Source organism: Streptomyces sp. NPDC050448 (assembly GCF_040655295.1).
Lineage (GTDB): Bacteria > Actinomycetota > Actinomycetes > Streptomycetales > Streptomycetaceae > Streptomyces.
The window spans coordinates 1-15,243 of record NZ_JBFAJR010000048.1 but is presented as its reverse complement, the minus strand read 5'-3'; the positions used below and the strand labels follow the sequence as shown (position 1 = coordinate 15,243).

Below are 15,243 nucleotides of genomic sequence, written 5' to 3'. Positions count from 1 at the left end.
ACGGCGATCTCCAGGTGCGGTCACGGTACGGGGACGGGGGTGCCGGTGAGATGCTCGGCCCGGCGGGCGAAGCGGGGAGCGAGGTCCGGGTGGCCGCCGCGACCGGCGACCTGGAGGAGCTGGGCGAGCGCGACGAGTTCACCGGTCCGTCCGGCGGCCGTGTCCAGGACGTGGGCGAACTCGTGGCGGATCCGGGCGGCCGTGGCTGGCTGGGCGAGGCTGTAGGCGTGGAGGAGGCCAGCGTCATATCCGACGGGCAGTCGCCCCCAGGACTCCCAGTCCAGAATGACCAGATTTTCGCCACGTAGGTTCGCCCAATGGAGATCCCCGTGGCCGGTGGTCCACGCGGTGACCTGCACGGGCGGGATGCCGAGATAGACGGCGAAGTTCTTGTCGACCCACTGCTGCCGGACGGCCTGCCGCTCGGTGGGCACGGACGCCATGGCAGCCAGAGCGGCGCTCAGTTCAGTCCACCACACCTGCGGCAGGACGGGGTCTTGGGTGAGGACGGGCCCTCCGGATTGGATGACCGGCCCGGGGACGAGCTCGGACAGCTCCGCGCGGTAGCGGTGATCGCCCGCCGTCCACTCCAGAACGTCCACGATCCGTGGCCGGGGGATGGCGCGTGGCAGCTGGGCGTCCGCGGCCGCTGCGCCGTCCCAGAGCCGGCCTGCCGCCCCGGGGCCCGGTCGTGTGCGCCGGGGAGGTCCTTGGCGCAGGCGATGGTCGCGTTGACACGGCCGTCCAGGAGGTACGCGTCACCCCGGCGGGTGAAAGCACCCTTCCCGCCGATCTCGGAGAGAGGCCCGCGGTGCGCGTCACCCTCACTGACGATCTGATGGACGTCCAGGGTGATGCCGGGGTGACGGGTGCGGAAGGCGTCGGCGAAGCGGCCGGTCTGCTCCATCGCCATGGGGCTCGGGCGGGTCCCGAGCCGGACAGTACGGGAGGTTACAGGGCTGGTCACGGTGCGGATCTCCGGTCTGGTCACGACGGGTCAGGGAGAAAGCGGGAGGCGGGTGAGTACGGCCTGGAGGGTCTGCTCGGAGGTGAGGTGGCTGGTGTCGATGACCTGCGACGCGGTGCCGGGAAGCCAAGTGGCCGCGGCCTCTTGGTAGTCGGTGGCACGCCGTCGCCGGTGGGCACGGACAGCCTCGCTGCGCTCCCTATCGCCCGGGTACTCCCAGCTGGCTGCGATCCGGGCTTCGAGCGGATCAGGGCTGGCGTGGAGCACCACATGGTGGAAGGGAGTCCCCAGCTCGGCGAGAGGCCCGAACATCTCCCTCACGTAGGTCTGGTCGAGGACGGACATCGGGACGATGACGGGGCCCTTGGTGAGCTGGTGGACCTCGGCGATGAACTGGACGCTCAGGCGCCGCCAGGCGGGATAGTCCTGGTAGTCGCGCATCCTGCGGGGGTGGCCGGCCAGGCTCTGACGAAGGAGCGTGCCGACGTCCTCAGGGTTCGTCACGACCGATCCGCTCAGCGCCGCACGAAGCCCGGCGGCCAACGTCGACTTCCCGGCGCCGGACGCCCCGTTGACCCAGATGATCACCGTGTGATGGCCCCTTCCTCTGCCGCACCCTGCCCAACGCCTCGCCTGGCGGCGCCGTCACGCCCGGGCCAGCTGGTCACGATGCGCACCCACCGCTTCTCGATGACATCGCCGTCGGGGAGGAAGCTGTCGGGCGTGTCCGCGGGCAGGACGGTCAGCGCGGGGGCGGCGCGTCCGCGCAGGTTCCGGTCCCACGCACGGACGGCATCGGCCATCGTGTCGGCGGCGGTCTTTCCGTCAGGTCCGAATCCCTGGACGCGGAACTCCCACGTGGGCGTCCCGCCGTGCTCCTCCTGCTGTTCGAGGCGCTCGCCCACCACACAGGCCAGGGACCCGCCGGACACCATCGCCATGGCGTCCATGCTCTTCGGCAACTGGACCGGGCCGGGCTGCTCACGGTCTCCCGTCAGGCGGCAGAACCCGGGCACAGAAGTCGCCAGCCACAGCTGGAGGTGTTCAAAGGACTCGTTCTCGACGACGGTTACCCCGGTCCACACGTCGGTCCCCGCAGCGGTGAGGGCCCGCTCCAGGCCGTCGAGGGGGGCCGGGGCGGTGTCCTCCCAGCGGATCCCGTAGCCGCTCTCGCCGATCGGGTCCGGCGTCTCATCCCACCGGCCGTCACCCTGCATCGAAACGAAACCACAGACACTGACCCAGGACGAAGTCAGCGTGCCGGCTTGCTTGCGGAGCCCGACGGCACGGGTGAACCCGCCGATCCGCAACGGCACCACCAGGCTTCGGCCTTCGGCGAGCTGGTCGCGCCACGCCACCGGGATGTCGTTGGAGCCGACGGTCACGAGGATCGCGTCGAAGCCTCCAGCCGGTACGACCGGGCCAGGGGCTCCGCGGGTCCCGTCGCCGAGGATGGCCCGGACGCGGTCCCCGTATCCGGTCTCGGCCAGGAACCGTACGGTGCGGGCGTGCACGTAGGGGTCGATCTCCACGCAGAGCACCGACCCGGTCGGGCCGACGAGTTCGGCGATCAGGCACGCGTTGTAGCCGCCACCCCCGATCTCCAGGACCCGGTCACCAGGCCGCAGACCGGCCTCACGGAGCATGACAGCCTGCATCTCGGGCTGGGACACCGAGCTCATCGACCGGCCCGTCGCCTCGTCGAAGACAGTCGCCACGGCCTCGTTCGCGTACGCCCGGTGAAGGGGCTGCTCGGGCAGGAAGGCGTGCCGGGGCACAGCCGCGAAAGCCCGCCGGAGTTCCTCGGTGTCGGCCCATCTGGCGTCGACCAAATCGCGTACGCGCTGCTCGCGCAGCCGAAGGGCGCTCGGCGGCTCCCCGAACCCGAGCGCAATGTCTCCGGCGGGCCGGGGGGTGTGGTGCGCGGCCGGGACGTTGGGCAGCAGCCCGGGCCAGGCGACGTTCACGGCCTGGGCGCTGGCCGTGAACAGCGGTTGCGGCAGGCTCCGCAGGTCGGACAGGTTGTGCCACTCCCATCGGGACAGGTCGGGCTCCCGCACCGTCGGCTCGCCGGTGAAGTCGGTGATCCGGGCGACCTCGGTGACGCGGGTGAACCCCCCGACCGTGGCGTCGCACAGGGTGCCCAGCAGCAACACCGCATCCGCACGGGCCACGAGCCCGGACTCCTCCTCCAGCTCCCGAACCGCCGTGACCTGGAAGGGCTCTCCCGGCTCGACTTTCCCGGCCGGCAGCTCCCACATGGTGCGCGCCTTGTTCCAGCCCAGGAGAAGCTGCCCCCGGGCGTTGGTGACAACGACCGCGACACCCGCCATCGCGACCGGCTTCGGTGTCCGCTTCTCCCCGTAGACGACGGCCCCGGCCTTCGGGCCGCGCAGCAGCAGGACCGTGGACTCGCCAGCCTCAATGTGCTCGGCGTGTTCCCAGGCGTCGCACAGCAAGTCGATCTCGGCGTCGTCCAGACAGATCCCGCGCAGCTTCGCCGGGTACCGGTCGGCGTGCGGGGTGATCACGCACAGGGTGCCGTCGGGGTCGAGGAGGGCGGCGAGCTCGGCGACGGTGCGAGTCCGGTCGGGCAGGTGGGCCAAGACCCGGCGCATGCTGATGACCCGGTATCCGCCGCCCTCAGGGGCGAGGGAGGCGAGGTCACCGCCGGTGACGTCGAGCCGGTGATAGCTGATCGCGTCCGCCTTCGTGGCTTCGGCGCGGTCGAGGGCGGCGTCGGCCCAGTCCACCGCGTCGACCCGGTACCCGGCTGCGGCCAGCAGGCGGGCCACCTCGCCGGTCCCGCAGGCCACATCCAGTGCCCGGGCGCCATCGTCGTCCTCGGGGAGCGGCAGGTGCTGTTGGAGGACGGCTTTCTCGTCGTCGGTCAGCGGCTTGAAGTCACGGCCGCGGTCGTAGTGGTCGTGCCATGCCTGCATGGTGGGCGGGTTGCTCATGGGCGGGGTGCTCCTTCAGTGGGTGTTCAGGACGTCAGGCCGGGTGCGGGACGGTCGGCCCGTACAGGGCGGCCGGACGGCCCGACATCAGAGCCCAGTACCGGTCTCCGAAGCTGAAATGCCACCATTCCGTCGCATAGTTCACGAAACCCGCAGTGGTGAGGGCGCCGCTGAGGACGGTGCGGTTGAGCCGGGCCTGAGGTGTGATGTTCTCGGCGAGCGTGTAGCAGGCGCCCGCGCTCTCCTCGGGGGTCGCGTTGACGCGGGTGCCCATGTCCAGCTCGGTGCCGTCCGCGTCGACGAGGGTCAGGTCGACGGCCGCGCCCGCGCTGTGCGGGGCGATCTCCGGCGGAGACACGTACCGGCTCGCCCCGGCCCGGAGCTCTTCCTCGGTCCAGGCCGGGTAGGCCGCGCGGAGCTGGTCCGTGTACTGCCGGAAGTACTGCTTCTGCAGGTCCGGCGGCCGGTACCCCTCGACGATCAGGAGGTGCAGCCCGTCCGGCAGTAGCTCCTGGGCGTGCAGGAGACGGTCCGCGACGCCGGACCGGAGCAGGGCGAAAGCGCCCGCCGCATCGCAGCGGCGCCCGTCGACCAGGAAAATGCCCGTCGGCGCGGATGTCGGTCAGCCGATCCCCGTTGTCGGCCACGGGGATCGCGGCCACCTTCGGGTCGGACATCAGCACGATGCTCATTTACGCCTCCCAGTCCCACGCGTCGAAGTACACGGGCACGCCCGACTCCCGGGCCGCCATCACTGCGTGGAGGCGCGCGTAGTCCCGTCCGGGCATGAGCGGCTCCCAGCCGGCTACCGGCAGAGCCCGCACCTCGTCGTGCTCGGCCGGATCGAGCACGATCCCTTCGAGCTGCGCCGCCGTGAGCCGGCCACCGTCGAAGACGAAGCCCACGGTGTTCAATGGCCATGCGGCGCCGGGCAGCCCGAAGACGGCCGCGAGAAGACGCGGCGGCCCAGGCATGCACAGCCCGGTCTCCTCCCGGCATTCGCGGACCGCTGTCTGCCACGGCCGCTCGCCGGCCTCCGAGATTCCGCCGGGCCACTGCCACGGGTGGGTGGTGGTGTAGGTGGCGTGGAGGTGGACGGGACGGTCGGCTTCGTCGGTGAAGAAGATCGCCCCGAAAACGGTGGCCTTGGGGAGCTTCGCAGCGAACTCCTCCGGCGGCAGCCACGTCTGGCTCACGAGGTGCTCCCGTCCGTCAGGGCGGGGAACCGGGTCATCCTCATCAGCGCCGGATCGCTCGAGAAGCCGAGTCCTTCGTAGAGCGGGGCGGAGCCCTCGCTCGCGTACAACTCGTACAGGGTGACCCCGTCGCGTTCCAGATGGGCCAGCAGCGCGGCCAAGGCGGCGCGCGCGTAACCGTGTCGCCGGTGGGCGGGCTCGGTCGCCACCGCGTGAATGCGCACCGCCAAGCCCTTGGGGTACTTCGGGGCGGGCAGGACCGGGTGGATGAGTCCGAGCGCGCACGTGGCCAGGCGCCCTCCCGGGGCATCGACCACGTACGCGCGGGCGTCGCCTGCTGGCTGGAGGCGAGTGGTGAGCTGGTCGGCGCAGACCTTCAGCCAGGTCTCGTCGAGGGGTTCGGACAAGATCAGCTCCGAGCGCAGCCGGGCGATCTCGCCGGCGTCGGCGGGGGTGGCCATGCGGGCCTGGGACATGCCGTGCTCCTTCCTCAAGAGCGGGGGACGGTAGGGCAAAACCGGTAACTACGGGCGGTGGGCGGCGTGGAGGCGCAACAGGGTGCGGTGTCCGCGCTCGGTGACCTCGGGGTCCTGGTGCGACATGCCGTAGGCGATCCCGGATACGGCGTCGAAGGCCGCCTCGCAGTCCAGGCGGAGCTCGTCTTCGGGTGTGAGACCCCTGCCGTACCCCCGGAGGAAGGCAGTCCTCAGGTCGTCCCGGCCGGTCCAGGTGTCGCTCAGGCGCACCAGGTCGCGGGTGGCGGCGGCGTACTCGGCACGTTCGAAGTCCAGCAGCTGCACCTCGCCGCTCCCGGTCAGCAGGACGTTGCGGTACTGCAGATCTCCATGCGTGGGCACAGCGGCCACGTGAGGGAGAACGTTGTACATGCGGGCCAGGGCGCGGACCAGGTCTTCGTCACCATCGGCCAGATGCGGGGCGGCCGACTTCAGATGCCGATCCAGCTTGCCCAGCGAGGGCAACGGCCCGGCGGGGTGTGCGGGGGCGGCGTGGTGCAGGAGGGCCGCCAGGGCTCCCAACCCGTACTGGAGCTGTGCTTCGTCGGCCGGGTCCATGACCATGCCGTGCACGGGCAGTCCAGCGAGTGCGGTGATGACGACGGCCAGCGCGCCGGGATCTGCCGCGATGAGGCGCGGGGCGTGCGCGCCGAGCTCGGGCGTCCATGTTCTCAGAGCGGCGACTTCACGGGCGTGGAACTTCGGACCACGGTGCCGCTTGAGGTACCAGGTGCCGCCGCCAGCCCCGGTGACCTGCCAAACCCTGCTTCCGGTCCGCACCCAGGACACCTCCCGGACGTCCGCGATCCGGCCCACCGCCTTCTCCGCGAACACCCGTAACCCGTACGGCAGTCCAGGCCCGCCGGTGGGCGGGCCGGGCAGGAGGAGGGTTCGCTCGGGACGGTCGGGAGCGTGGTGGATGGGGTCGTCGGGCTCCTGGAAGTGCACGGCGGCCGGCAGATGGGCGCGGTAGGCGTCCAGGCCGGCCCGGCAGTATGCCACCACCTGCTCAGGGAGCCCGCCCTCCAGCGGAAACCAGTCCATCGCGTCGCACAGGTCCGGCTCCATGATCCGAGGTGTTCCAGACCATCGCCGGACCTCGAAGAACACCCCGATCCTGGAGCCCGCGCCGACCGGCGGACGGTGATGGACCGTGACGGCCACGGTGACGTCCTGCGCGTCGATGACGACACCGGTCTCCTCCCGCGCCTCCCTGATCACCGCCGTGACAATGTCCTCGCCGGGATCGAGATGCCCCGACGGGCAGTGGTAGAGCCCGCTCGCGTAGACGGGTCCGGCACGCCGCGACAGCAGTACCTCCGGGCCGTCCGCACCCTCCCTTCGCAGGATGAGGTGGACGTCGATCGGCACGGTGTGCCGCACACCGCCGCTCACCGCTCGGCTCCGGCCCGGCGGGCGAGGAGCACGGTGAAGAGGCACTCCTCGTACAGCACGCCGTCCTGGGCGTGCTGCCGATACTCGGCGGCCAACGAGTCGAACATGGTCAACATGTCTCCGATCGGCAGGGTGCGCGGCGTCCAGCGTGGAGGCAGCGGCGAGGGCGGCGTCTTTCGTGCCCGGGCCCGTGCGTCAGCTGGGGCGGGTGTCGGGAACCTGGGCGAGCCACGGCACTGCGGAGTCGCGGCAGCTCTGGTTGACCGGGACCAGATCGGCGGGGTTACCCAGCGCCGACAGCGTGATCGCGATGCTGTCCGCGCCGTCATCCAGCGCGCACAGCTGGCTCCCGCACTTCGGACAGAAGCCCCGGCGGGAGTCCGGCCAGGTGTAGTGCCAGGCCGGCTCGCCCCTCGCACCGGTCCACTTCAGACTGTCCAGGGGAAAGGAGACCCAGGACATCATCGGGCCACCGGACAGGTCCTGACAGTGCTCACAGCTGCAGGTATGGACGTAGTCAGCGTCTCCGGAGACCTCGAACTGGATCTCCCGGCACTGACAGCGCCCCGTACGAGTTGTGGTGGTGGACGGCGTGGTCATGGGGCAACTCCTTTTGATACGTGCGGAGCGGTAGGGCTCTTCAAGGATCTCGGTGGCCTCGCGTACCCGCAGTGAAATGAGACAGGTTGCACGCGGACGTGTCGGCGGAGCGGTTCACTCCAAAGTGGTGTAGGTCGATCAGTCCCCTCGACGGCGCGCTGGGATCACTCGAAGGCAAGGGCGATGAATGGCCAACAGGGTCTACTGAAAGGGCACGCGTGCGGGGCCGTCCCGGCGCATGTCTCGGCCGTGGAAACGGGGTGCCGTTGCTCTCGCTCACCGATGAGTTCCTGCCGGGCTTCCGTCAAGGGCCTTGGTCAGACGGCTTGCCGGACTTCTACCGCCTTGAGTGCAGCACGTACATTGCCAGGGCGGAGGCGCCGGTCCACGCACGCGGCGGCGTAGGCGAATGCCCGGGGGGCTCAGCAGTGTCCACAGCAGGCCGACGGCGGCCGAGGACGCGAAGTCGCCAGGCCGACCGCGCTGAAGCCGCGCAAGGAGCTCGCCGATCTCGATGCCCAAGTCGCGCGACTGGCGACGGCTGAGGTGGTGTTCGGGCAGTTCGCCGACGCTCCGCGCGCCGGGCACACCGACGACCTGGAGATGGCCGCCGAGTTGGAACGGGTCACCAGCGCCTGGGGCGGGCGGGATGCTGCTCGTCCCTCACCGGGAACAGGGCATGGACACGAGCGCGTTGCCCGCCGACCATCGAACTCGGCAGGGGCACCACGCCCGGCAGGTCGAGCCGGTGCGCGACAAGCTCAAGCGCCTGGCGGGCCGGGGCTGCCTGCACCGCACCCCCGCAGGCCGCTTCACCAACGTGCCGCTGCTGTCCGCCTGAGCCTGGCATGGCCGGATCGCGGCGTAAAATGGGCTTCCCTGAGGGGAGTTGGGATGTTCCTGTGAATGAGCAGCCACCCCGCCGAGGGCCCTGAAGGCTTTGTCCGCCAGTGCCGTCTGTCCTTCTCGAACGCGACCCGGATGATCACTACGAGGCGCGATCAGCATCCCGCGCGAGGGCCTGTGAGTGACGGCCGGCCACACCATGGCCACCGGCCGACCCGCCCGGCACGCCCTGGCGCAGTGTCAGCCGGAGAAGTCCTGGGTCAGCCAGACAACGCCCGACCTGTCGCGCACCACCGCGATGCCGATGTGGTGGAAACCCGGATTGAGGATGGTCTGGCGGTGGCCGTCGTTGGGTGGTTGTTCGGCGAGCATCCCCTTGGTCAGGCCGGCAGCCATGTTGGTGATGCCGGCCGCGGTGTTCGCGACGGGCCCGCCAGTGCCGATGTTCTCGCCCCCGCCTGCCCACTTGTTGACGCCGGCCGCGGTATACCGGTCACTGAGCCCGGCCTCGCCCGGACACTGGTGCTGCAGGCCACAGCCCGCGGCCATGGTCTGGTTGTGCGCACCAGCGCTCGCCTCCAGGCCGGTGCTGAGCTGGAGTGGGGGCAGGCTCTGGGCCGCGCGGGCCTGGTTGATGACGGCGAAGACCTGCGCCGCGGCCGCCGCTTCGGGACTGAGGGCGGGCGGGTCCGTGTGCGCGGGGGCGGCGGTGGGGCTGGGTGTGGGCGGGTTCGCCGCGTGCGTGGGTGCCGCGGTGGGGCTGGCGGGGGAGGGCTTGCCGGTCACGCTCGGCGAGGATGTTGGCGCTGACGCGGTCGCCGTCTCGGCGGAGGACGCATGGACGCTGTTGTCGGCGCCCGCCGCCGCGGGGACGGGCTGCCGGCCCCCCGTCGGGGTCCCGCCGTCGGGGCCCAGAGCCAGCGTCCCAGCGCCCACCGCTGCCGCGGCGGTGACCACGAGCGTGGCCGCCGCCAGCAGCGGCTTGCCGGTGAACGGCCCGAACCGGGGCCTTCCCCCCTGCCCGTGAGCGCGGACACGTCGATGAGACACCGGCCCGGTGCGTATCGACGCAGCCGCCGTGGGGGTGGCGCTCCCCGCAGAGCCCGCGAGGACGAACGCCTGGTGGCCGAACGGCAGCGGGACCAAGGCGAGATTCACCAGCAGGCGCTCCGCCGGGACCAGATCCGCGCCCAGGCTGCCGCAGTACCGGCACCCGCGTGCGTGCCGGGCCAGCCGCTTGCGCCACAGCGTGCCCGGGCGGCCGTCCCAGGGCTGCATGATCTGGGCCAGTTCGGCGCAGCGGGGAACCACGGCCACCGCGCGCACCAGCACGCGCGCGGTGTCGAGCTGTGCCTTCATCCGGCCCACGCGGACCGTCACGTGGTGGGAGTCCAGGCCGATCGCGGCCACCAGCTCGGCCCGTGTCAGATGACCCGTGGCGACCAACCACCACAGCGAGAGCAGCTCCCGGTCGTCCTCGTCCAGCCATCGGGTCGCCTCGACGGTCTCCCGCCGTTGCCCGGACAGGCCCAGCTCGGTCAGCGTCAGATCCGCGAAGTCCGCACCCGGGTCGGCCACGTCCGCGAGTTCGTTCAGGGCACCCGGCGGAGCGGGGCGCGACTGGCGGTGCCTGCGGATCTGGTTCATCGTCACTGCGGCCAGCCAGGACCGGAACGCGTGCTCGTCCCGAAGTCCGGACAGGCCCCGGACGACGCGCAGCATCGTTTCCTGCACGACGTCGTCCACGTCCGAGCTTCTCGGCAGAGCCCGGCCGACGATGTTGTAGACGAGCGGCAGGTACTGGCCCACCAGTTCGTCCAGCGCCTCCTGCGATCCGTCCCGAGCCGCCGCGACCAGCTCCGCGTCCACCACTGTGCGTGTCATCTCCATGCTCCCTCGATCACTTCTGGTTTTGCCGTACGTGATCGGAGACCCTGCGACGTGCGGTTGGGTAACAGAAATCGCGGATGCATGGATCCTTGGTGGGCGTGGCTGCCGATGCGGTGGGCGATCGGCGTCGGAGCTGGGTTTGATCGGGCGGCTCGTGGTCGGCCGGGCCGGGGCTCGGGTCGCGCGGAGCGTCGTGATGGCCTCTGGTGGCGACCTACGCTTGGATGAACCTCCGCAGGCGACCGGGGCTGGGCTGGTCGACGCTGCCGTGACGTGCCACGACGCGAGGTCGAGCCGTTGAAATCACGGCCTGGCGGCGATCACCCCGGCGGTGCGGTCAGGCCGATCCGGCCGCTCGTGGTCAGGTGGCACTCGCCGGTGCCGGTACGGTCCCAGGCGGTTCTCGTTCAGGTGCCCTTTCAGAGGGGCGGGTGGGTCAGGTGGTGCGGTGGTAGTAGGTGACGGAGAGCTTGACCGGGCCGTCGTCGGAAGGGTTATTGAGGATGCGGATGATGGCGATGTCCCGGCCGCCGTAGGCCCGGACGCAGAAGCTGCGGCCCGCGCGCAGGGTGGTGAAGGGCAGGGCGGAGGTGGGCTGGGTGTCGAGGCCCTTGAGGCAGTCGGGGAGGGTGGGGGTGCCGGCCGGTGGGATGTAGGCGGTGCTGTCGTCGGGGATGTAGAACTCGCCGGTCTCGCGGCCCAGGTACCAGGCGGGGGTTTCCCGGCTCACCTTCCCGGTCCTGAGGTCGATCTCGTAGTCGGAGTCGGGGGAGGTGAGTTCGAGGTTGGTGTAGGGGACGGTGTAGTCGGGGGTCGTGGTCGGCCGCGAGGATGCGGAGGACGGGGTGGGCGTCGTACCGGTGGACGAGGGGAGGCTGGTGGCGGTGGTGTCCTGGTCGCCGGGGTCGCCGGGGTCGTCGAGGTAGTCGGCGTTGAGCAGGAGGAAGGCTGCCGCCGCGGCGCCGGTGAGGAGGGCTGCGGTCGTCAGGAGCGCGGTGCGGGCGCTTCGGCGTGTGGTGGTTGCCGCTCTTCGTCCGGTGGTGGGGGCAGGCTCCGGGCGAGTGGGTGCCGGGGCGGGCATGGCACGGGCGGTCGGGACGTCAGCCGGAACCGGGGCCGGGGCCGGGTCAAGGACGGTGGCGGGCGGGGCCGGCGTGGTCGGCAGGTCGGTGTGGCGGTGGAGTTCGCTGCCGACCTGCTGGGGCAGCCAGCCGTCGGAGAAGCGGAGTTCGCCGCCGGTGGCGGGATGACGGCGGGCGGCCTCGATCAGCCAGGCCGTGCCGGGCCGGTCCTCGGGGTTCTTGGCCAAGCAGTACCGGACCAGCTCGTGCAGGCCGTACGGAAGGTGGGAGAGGTCGGGTTCCTCGTGGACCGCCCGGTAGAGGGAGATGGGCTCGGGGCCGTCGCCGAAGGGGGGCATGCCGGAGCCTGTGCAGGCGATGAGGGCGCCCAGGGCGAAGACGTCGGTGGCCGCCGTGGCGGGCAGTCCGAGGGCCTGTTCGGGGGCCATGAAGCCGGGCGAGCCGATGCGCAGGCCGGTCCCGGTGAGCGGGCTGGCGTCGGCGGCGCGGGCGATGCCGAAGTCGATGACGCGGGGGCCGTCGGCGGCGATGAGGACGTTGCCGGGCTTGAGGTCGCGGTGGACGACGCCCGCGGCGTGGATGGCCTGCAGGGCCTCGGCGATGCCGGCGAGCAGGAGCAGGACGGTGCGTTCGGGCAGTGGGCCGTGGCGGTGGACGACCTGCTGGAGGGAGGGGCCGGGCACGTACGTGGTGGCGAGCCAGGGGGTGGTGGCATCGGTGCCGGAGTCGACGACCTGGGCGGTGTAGAGGCCGTGGATACGGCGGGCGCTGGCGACTTCCTGGGCGAAGCGGTGGCGAAACTCGGGGTCCTCGGCGAGTTCGGGCCGGACCACTTTGAGCGCGACCGGGCGTCCGCCGGGGGTGTGGGCGAGGTAGACGCGACCCATGCCGCCCGCGCCGAGCCGCGCGCGGAGGCGGTAGCCGCCGACTTCGCTCGGGTCGTCCGGGGCGAGTTCCTGGAAGGCCGAGGGCATGGGGGTGTCGAAGCGCGGTGCGGTCATGCTGGCTCCCAGCGGGTCGTGCGGTGGAGACGGGGCGCGGTGCGGCGGCTTTCCCCAGCGCGACCGGCCGAACGGGGCCCGACCCCAGCGGTGATGGCCGTCGGGGTAGCAGCCGGTCAAGGGGGGCTCGTTCGGGCTGCGGGGTGCCCGCCCGCACGCCCCGCCGGTGCGTTCGGGGGTAAGCACCGACGGGGGCTGCCCTCCCGCGGGCGTCGGGGGTCGCCCCGGCGCGGGTCCTGGTGGACGAACCCCGGTCGTGCTCCCCCGCCGCCTGCACGGCGGGGGAACGATCCGGTGTTCCGTCCCCGCAGGGTCGGCTGGTTCAGCCGGCGATCTCCTTGGCCGCGCGGAGGCCCGACCGGTAGGCGCCGTGGACGGTGGCGTAGTCCTTGCGGTCCGTCGCTTCGCCGGCGAAGTGCACCCGGCCGTCCACGGTGGCCGCGAGCTGGTCGCGCATGTCGGACGTGGCGCCGAGCTTGGTGAACGAGTACGAGCCGTGCGCGTACGGGTCGGAGGCCCAGCGGGTGATCTGGTAGTCCGTCGGCGCGGGGATGTCGCTGCCGTAGAGGGTCTTCAGGGTGCTCATGGCGCTGTCGACGATCCGGGTGTCGCTCCAGCTCTCGATCGTGCGGCCGAAGTCGGCGGCGTTGAAGCCGAGCAGCACCGGCTGGCCGGTGGGGCGGGCGACGTTGATCCACTGCGCCCACTGGCCGTACTTGTTCAGGTTCGGCACGTACTCCAGCCAGTCGGTGTTCGCCCAGAACACCTTGGGGAAGCGCAGGTAGCACTTGTTGAGCACACCCATGCCGAGTTTGCCGACGGCGGTGAGCTTGTCCTGGGGCAGGCCGGGGCCGAACTTGACAGCCCCGCTCTGCAGGACACCCAGCGGCAGCGTGACCACCACGTGGTCGGCCCGGAAGGTGCCCTTGCCGGTGGTGACCGCCACACCGCCAGAGCTCCAGTCGATCTGCTTGACGACCTGCCCGGTCTGCACGGACAGCCCCTTGGCCAGGTAATCGGTGACGGCGCCGTAGCCGCCCGGGAACAGTACGTCCTTGCCCTTGATCTTGGCGTCGTCGTCGAAGTACAGGCCCGACATCTCATCGACGCTGCCCGAGTACTCGTGCTCGTAGTCGTTCAGGGCCCAGGAGACAAGGGTCTTGTCGCTGTCCGAGAGCTTGGACCAGCCCAGCGCGTTCTGGACGACGCTGCGGACCGAGGCGTCCTCGTCGTCCTTCTTCTGGAAGGAGGTCAGCGCGTTGGCGGTGGCCTCCCGCCAGTGGGCGAAAGCCTGCGCCTGGGCACCTTCGATTTCCTGGCCGCCGGCCAGATATTCGGTGGCGTTGTCGAGGTCGGTCGCCACCGTCTTCGCGCCGGCCTTCTTGGCCAGATCGGTGATCGGATTGCCGTCGATCCCGTGGATCCAGGACGCGCCGAGATCGAGCGGCACGCCGGACCACTTCTGGCTGGTCCAGATGCGCCCCCCGATTCGGTCGCGTGCCTCGAGCACCGACACGTCCTGCCCCTTGTCGGCCAGGTAGCGGGCGGCGGCGAGCCCGCTGATCCCGGCGCCGACGACAATCACCTTCTTGCGCCCGGACGGGTCCTCCGCCCCGGTCTCATCACCGTTGTCGTCGCAGGCGGAGAGGGAGGAGAGCAGGGCGAGGCTGGGCAGTCCCAGGCCCACGCTCTGCAGGAAGCGTCTGCGATACATCGTCATGGCTGTTGACCGATCTGCTATCTGACACAGGCTGATACGAGCCTGCCGCCGAACGCTCCGTTGCACTCGGCGGGCAGCCCGTGGGTGGGGAAGCCGGCGGGGGCTTCAAGGGGTACCCCGTGGTGCGGGACGGCCTCCTGCACCCTGGCGGGCACCGCTCGCCGTCCCAACAGGCCTCCGCCATATGGGCGCCGACCAGCAGCAACCCGCCCCTTCACTGCAATGAGGCCGATACAGCAGAGGATACTTTGATACATCGATGTGTCAAACGAGGCATTGGGGGTTAGGTGCGACGATGCGTACCGACGCGGTGGAAGTATTTGGAGGCGGCCATCCCGATCCTCGCCAGGGACCGCGGGGCCTCGATGCAGGTCATCGCCCGAGGCGTGGGCATCAGCCGGGCGACCTGGTCCGCATCTTCCCCACCCGCCAGGACCTGGTGCAGGCGATGGCCGGGAAGATCCTCGACGACTGCGACCGGGCCCTGACCCGAGCTGAGGCCGACACCCGCCCGATGGAGCAGGTCCTGGCCTCGCTCGTCGCCGACTACCCGCCGTTCGCCCAGCTGTGGAACCTCGTCTACGTCGAGCCCGACGTCCTGGGTGTGCCGAGGCCAGCATGCGGGCCGAGAAAATCTTCACCCGGACCGTCAAGCTCATCAAGCGCGGCCAGGATGCCGGCCTGCTGCGCAAGGACATGCCGGCCACCTGGCTGGCCTCGACCTTCTGCGGCCTGGCAGAGACCGCATGGGAGCTGACACTCGAAGGCGAAATGGGCCCCCGCCAGGCCCCGGACTTCATCACGTCGATCCTGCTGCACGGTGCGGCAGCCTGACCACGCCCCGGCCCGTCCTCCCGAGTCTTTCTGGCGGGGCGCGTGGCAGACCGCGGTCGCTGGGCCGCCCGCGTTCCGGGAGCGCAGGCTGCGGCACTGCTGCTGCCCACGGCAACATCACCCGGCAGGCGCCACCCCGACTTGCGTGACGAGGAGGACGGTGACGCCGCTGTGGCGGACGTCCTCGATCAGCTCCCAGGTGTCGCGGCGGGCTCGCGGGTCGAGCCCGGTGGTGAG

At 71.0% G+C, this 15,243-nt stretch carries 12 protein-coding genes and 3 pseudogenes; 2 read left to right on the top strand and 13 right to left on the bottom strand.

Annotation, left to right across the window (positions count from 1 at the left end; genetic code table 11):
• Nucleotides 1–20: 20 nt before the first annotated feature.
• From AB0I68_RS35130 to AB0I68_RS35090, 9 genes and pseudogenes are all read right to left on the bottom strand, one after another.
• Nucleotides 21–602 (bottom strand): hypothetical protein, encoded by a 582-nt coding sequence (locus tag AB0I68_RS35130; RefSeq protein ID WP_363181487.1) that lies wholly within the window; start codon nucleotides 600–602, stop codon nucleotides 21–23.
• Nucleotides 603–703: 101 nt separating this feature from the next.
• Nucleotides 704–967, bottom strand: a pseudogene (locus AB0I68_RS35125) (hypothetical protein); the annotation flags it as partial.
• A gap of 30 nt (nucleotides 968–997) precedes the next feature.
• Nucleotides 998–1,555: an AAA family ATPase gene (locus AB0I68_RS35120; protein ID WP_363181457.1), complete on the bottom strand. Its 558-nt coding sequence runs from the start codon at nucleotides 1,553–1,555 to the stop codon at nucleotides 998–1,000.
• Complete coding sequence (gene fxlM, locus AB0I68_RS35115; RefSeq protein ID WP_363181456.1) at nucleotides 1,552–3,927, bottom strand: methyltransferase, FxLD system; 2,376 nt, start codon at nucleotides 3,925–3,927, stop codon at nucleotides 1,552–1,554. The genes AB0I68_RS35120 and fxlM overlap by 4 nt, the downstream gene beginning before the upstream one ends.
• 34 nt (nucleotides 3,928–3,961) lie before the next feature.
• Nucleotides 3,962–4,619: pseudogene (locus AB0I68_RS35110) on the bottom strand (M15 family metallopeptidase).
• On the bottom strand, nucleotides 4,620–5,123 hold the full coding sequence (locus AB0I68_RS35105) for an NUDIX hydrolase (RefSeq protein WP_363181455.1): 504 nt from the start codon (nucleotides 5,121–5,123) through the stop codon (nucleotides 4,620–4,622). It abuts the pseudogene before it with no gap.
• Entirely contained in the window at nucleotides 5,120–5,599 is a 480-nt protein-coding gene (locus tag AB0I68_RS35100) for a GNAT family N-acetyltransferase (protein ID WP_363181454.1), read from the bottom strand. Before AB0I68_RS35100 ends, AB0I68_RS35105 begins: the two co-directional genes overlap by 4 nt.
• A gap of 48 nt (nucleotides 5,600–5,647) precedes the next feature.
• Nucleotides 5,648–7,033, bottom strand: coding sequence for a phosphotransferase (locus AB0I68_RS35095; RefSeq protein WP_363181453.1), 1,386 nt, complete (start codon nucleotides 7,031–7,033; stop codon nucleotides 5,648–5,650).
• Nucleotides 7,034–7,228: 195 nt separating this feature from the next.
• Entirely contained in the window at nucleotides 7,229–7,633 is a 405-nt protein-coding gene (locus AB0I68_RS35090) for a GFA family protein (protein WP_363181452.1), read from the bottom strand.
• A gap of 649 nt (nucleotides 7,634–8,282) precedes the next feature.
• Here AB0I68_RS35090 and AB0I68_RS35085 point away from each other — a divergent pair.
• On the top strand, nucleotides 8,283–8,474 hold the full coding sequence (locus AB0I68_RS35085; protein ID WP_363181451.1) for a hypothetical protein: 192 nt from the start codon (nucleotides 8,283–8,285) through the stop codon (nucleotides 8,472–8,474).
• 245 nt (nucleotides 8,475–8,719) lie between these two features.
• On the opposite strand, the gene AB0I68_RS35080 is transcribed toward AB0I68_RS35085, so the two are convergent.
• The 3 genes from AB0I68_RS35080 to AB0I68_RS35070 form a co-directional block, all read right to left on the bottom strand.
• Entirely contained in the window at nucleotides 8,720–10,363 is a 1,644-nt protein-coding gene (locus tag AB0I68_RS35080) for a sigma-70 family RNA polymerase sigma factor (RefSeq protein WP_363181450.1), read from the bottom strand.
• Between the two features lie 442 nt (nucleotides 10,364–10,805).
• Nucleotides 10,806–12,452 carry a serine/threonine-protein kinase gene (locus AB0I68_RS35075; RefSeq protein WP_363181449.1) on the bottom strand — a complete coding sequence of 549 codons (1,647 nt, stop codon included), beginning with the start codon at nucleotides 12,450–12,452 and terminating at the stop codon, nucleotides 10,806–10,808.
• A 322-nt stretch (nucleotides 12,453–12,774) separates the two neighbouring features.
• Nucleotides 12,775–14,166: an NAD(P)/FAD-dependent oxidoreductase gene (locus AB0I68_RS35070; RefSeq protein WP_363181448.1), complete on the bottom strand. Its 1,392-nt coding sequence runs from the start codon at nucleotides 14,164–14,166 to the stop codon at nucleotides 12,775–12,777.
• Between the two features lie 624 nt (nucleotides 14,167–14,790).
• Between AB0I68_RS35070 and AB0I68_RS35065 the strand changes: the two genes are divergently transcribed.
• Nucleotides 14,791–15,006: a hypothetical protein gene (locus AB0I68_RS35065; RefSeq protein ID WP_363181447.1), complete on the top strand. Its 216-nt coding sequence runs from the start codon at nucleotides 14,791–14,793 to the stop codon at nucleotides 15,004–15,006.
• 144 nt (nucleotides 15,007–15,150) lie between these two features.
• Here the strand turns inward: AB0I68_RS35065 and AB0I68_RS35060 are convergent.
• Nucleotides 15,151–15,243, bottom strand: a pseudogene (locus AB0I68_RS35060) (ABC transporter ATP-binding protein); the annotation flags it as partial.